Here is a 3,263-nt window from a genome sequence, read left to right as displayed (position 1 = left end):
GCCATGCATAATAAATGCCCTACCATTAAAAACAACATCACCGTAAACTTCCCATATAGCTCTTGACCTCTTGAAATCAGCTATGCCAATAGCTCCATAGCCAATTTGAATCAGGGCGGTTTTTATGGGAGCATTAATAATTACCCGGCCTTTTGTTTTGTACAAAAAAACATTACTGGATATTAAAACCGGAAATTTTATGGCTGTTTTAAAAGGGAAATATCTAAAGTTAAAGATGATGGTTTTCAGATTGATCCTCCTTAGGAATTTTAACACTTTAATCATTGTTTATTAATTATTATTTCGGGCGAGTAATATGCATAAGTATAATAATTTTTTTATAAAAAATATTATATTTTTCATTCATTCCGTTCACTTCTCTGTTTATTTTGTTCACTACAATTCTATACATCCCGTTTATTCACATGGCCTAAAAACGCAGCTTTTGGGTGTGTTTATGCGTATAATTATACATGGTTTGATCAAAAGAATTAACTAATGACCCGAGCCTTGAAATACTGATTCATTTTTAATAAAAGTATTAAATATATATTATTATGCGTATAGCTATCATCGGAACCAGGGGAATTCCGAACCACTACGGCGGCTTTGAACAATGCGCCGAATATTTAGCGGCGGGCTTAGTCAGGAAGGGTTATGAGGTGGTGGTTTACAACTCTCATAACCACCCTTATCAGGAAAAAACCTGGAATTCTGTTGAAATATGCCATTGCCATGATCCTGAATACAAATTAGGAACAATAGGGCAGTTCTTGTACGATTATAATTGTATAAAAGATTTAAGGAAAAAGAAGTTCGACGTTATCCTTCAGTTAGGATATACCAGCAGTTCGGTATGGGGATGGCTTTTACCCCGAAATGCAGTTGTTACTACCAACATGGACGGGCTGGAGTGGACAAGATCAAAATATGCTAAACCTGTTCAGGCATTTTTACGGTTTGCCGAAAAACTTGCTGTTAGATACAGTGACTTTTTAATTGCCGATTCTACAGAGATACAAAGGTATATCGAGAATAAATACAACAAAAAATCATGCTATATACCCTACGGTGCCGAAATATTTGATCAGCCTGATACTGCTGTGCTTGATGAGTATAAGCTGGAAGTAAATCAATACGATATGCTGATTGCCAGAATGGAACCTGAAAATAGTATTGAAACAATTTTAGATGGTGTGGTTAAAGCCGATACCGACCGGAAGTTTTTGGTTATAGGTAGCACCAACAATGATTATGGTACCTATCTAAGAGCAAAATTTAGTTATTTTGATAATATTATATTTTGCGAAGGCATTTATAATATGAATAAACTCAATAATTTGAGATATTATTCTAATTTATATTTTCATGGCCACACAGTTGGGGGCACCAACCCATCATTACTTGAAGCAATGGCTTCCAATAGCCTGATTTGCTCCAATGATAATAAGTTTAACCGTGCTATTCTTCAGAATGATGCTTTGTATTTTTCTAATGCCGATGATATTACTTACCACTTACTTACCGGGAACAAAAGCGAATCGCGTTACCTGCAGGTACTGGCAAACAATAAACAAAAGATAATAGATAATTATACCTGCGAAACCATTATCAACTCCTATGCAGATCATTTTGAATCTATAGTGTCAGCGCGCGTAAAAATTTATCAACCCAAGGAGCTTGGAACTGAGGTATCGTTTCTTTTAGAAAATTCATAAATATGTATATAAATAAACCATTAAATTATTTGCCGTTATTTTTTGCGGTAAGTGTACTTGTTGTGTTTTTATGTTCGTGTTCATACAAGCAAAATCAGGGATATTTTGAAAGAAATTCCAGGGAACAGCAAACGCCGGTTAAAATAGATGATTATAAACCGACTGAATATAAAATTAAGACAGGAGATATTCTGCAGGTAAGGAACCTGCAAAGTATTAAATTGATCACTGACGAAGCCTCCTCAACCGGGGTGGCTGATCAGGGGGCATCAGGAAGTGGTTCAAAGGCATTGGATTACCAGGTAGAAAGTGACGGAACTATTGCCTTACCTGTAATAGGCAGGGTGCCGGTTACTGGTTTATCAAGGTTGGAAACATCAAAAAAGTTAGATGACCTCTACCGTCAAAATGTACTTAAAAATCCCATTATTGAAGTTAAGGTTATCAATTTAAAAGCTACTTTGATGGGCGAGGTAAAAAAACCAGGTAACTATGCGCTGTTGAAAGATGAAACTACCCTGATGGAAATACTTGGCGAAGCGGGAGGCCTTACTGAGAAAGGTAATGAGAAAAAGGTTAAAATTTTAAGGGGCGGGGGGCTGAAAAGCAAGCAAGTAATTGAGGTTGATCTGGATGATGTTGCTGCTTTATCAAATCCATCAACTATTATTCAAAACCAGGATATTATTTATGTTGAACAAAACAGGCGCGCTATACGTAACGATAAGATAAACACTATTACAACGTTTGCACAACCTGCATTACTTTTGCTGAACACGGCTTTAATTATTCTAACACTCAGAAAATAAATTTAGCCCTACATCCTAAACCTGATTACTATTAAGTAAACTACAAACAAAATACCCGGAAATTAGCTTACCCGGGTATTTATGTGTAATGTTGTTTTGGTCTTATTGTCAGGCAATTTTCTTTCTTTTTACTTCAAGGTTAGGTAAAAACGCTGTCAGGATGCCAATCAATGGTAAATATGCGCATACATGAAAAACATAATTGATGCTGGTACTGTCGGCCAGTTTACCAAGTACGGCAGATCCTAAACCGCCCATACCAAAAGCAAACCCGAAAAACAGACCGGCTATCATACCTACTTTTCCAGGCATCAGCTCTTGTGCGTAAACCAATATGGCCGAGAAAGCCGAAGAAATGATAAGACCAATAGTCATGGAAAGGATGGTTGTCCAGTATAAATTGGCATAAGGCAGCATCATGGTAAATGGGGCAACCCCAAGTATGGATATCCAAATAATGTATTTACGGCCAAATCGGTCGCCCAGTGGTCCACCGGCCATTGTACCTGCAGCAACCGCGCCCAGGAAAATAAATAAATGAATTTGCGAGCTTTGAACGCTCAGATGAAACTTATCTATCAGGTAAAAAGTATAATAACTGGTCATGCTGGCCAGGTAAAAGTATTTGGAAAAAATGAGCACGATCAGGATCCCTAAAGAAATGGAAACCCGTCTTGCAGAAAAAGGATGTTTTTCAACCTGTACCTTCTCAACCTTTGTTTTAGGTATGAGAGCA

The 3,263-nt window shown here is 37.1% G+C and carries 4 protein-coding genes; 2 read left to right on the top strand and 2 right to left on the bottom strand.

Translation table 11 applies throughout. The features are described 5' to 3' along the window. The coding region (locus tag AC1DRQ_RS30430) for a hypothetical protein (RefSeq protein WP_477429703.1) at positions 1 to 285 on the bottom strand (285 nt) is incomplete at its 3' end. A 272-nt stretch (positions 286 to 557) separates the two neighbouring features. Here AC1DRQ_RS30430 and AC1DRQ_RS30425 point away from each other — a divergent pair. Further along, on the top strand, positions 558 to 1,718 hold the full coding sequence (locus AC1DRQ_RS30425; RefSeq protein ID WP_477429701.1) for a DUF1972 domain-containing protein: 1,161 nt from the start codon (positions 558 to 560) through the stop codon (positions 1,716 to 1,718). 2 nt (positions 1,719 to 1,720) lie between these two features. Further along, positions 1,721 to 2,527 carry a polysaccharide biosynthesis/export family protein gene (locus AC1DRQ_RS30420; RefSeq protein WP_477429699.1) on the top strand — a complete coding sequence of 269 codons (807 nt, stop codon included), beginning with the start codon at positions 1,721 to 1,723 and terminating at the stop codon, positions 2,525 to 2,527. Positions 2,528 to 2,635: 108 nt separating this feature from the next. On the opposite strand, the gene AC1DRQ_RS30415 is transcribed toward AC1DRQ_RS30420, so the two are convergent. Further along, a partial coding sequence (locus AC1DRQ_RS30415) for an MFS transporter (RefSeq protein WP_477429697.1) occupies positions 2,636 to 3,263 on the bottom strand: 628 nt, incomplete at its 5' end.

It is taken from the genome of Mucilaginibacter sp. P4_E8 (assembly GCF_056401495.1).
Note: the sequence above shows the minus strand (reverse complement) of the source record. Positions and strands in the feature narration are given on the sequence as shown.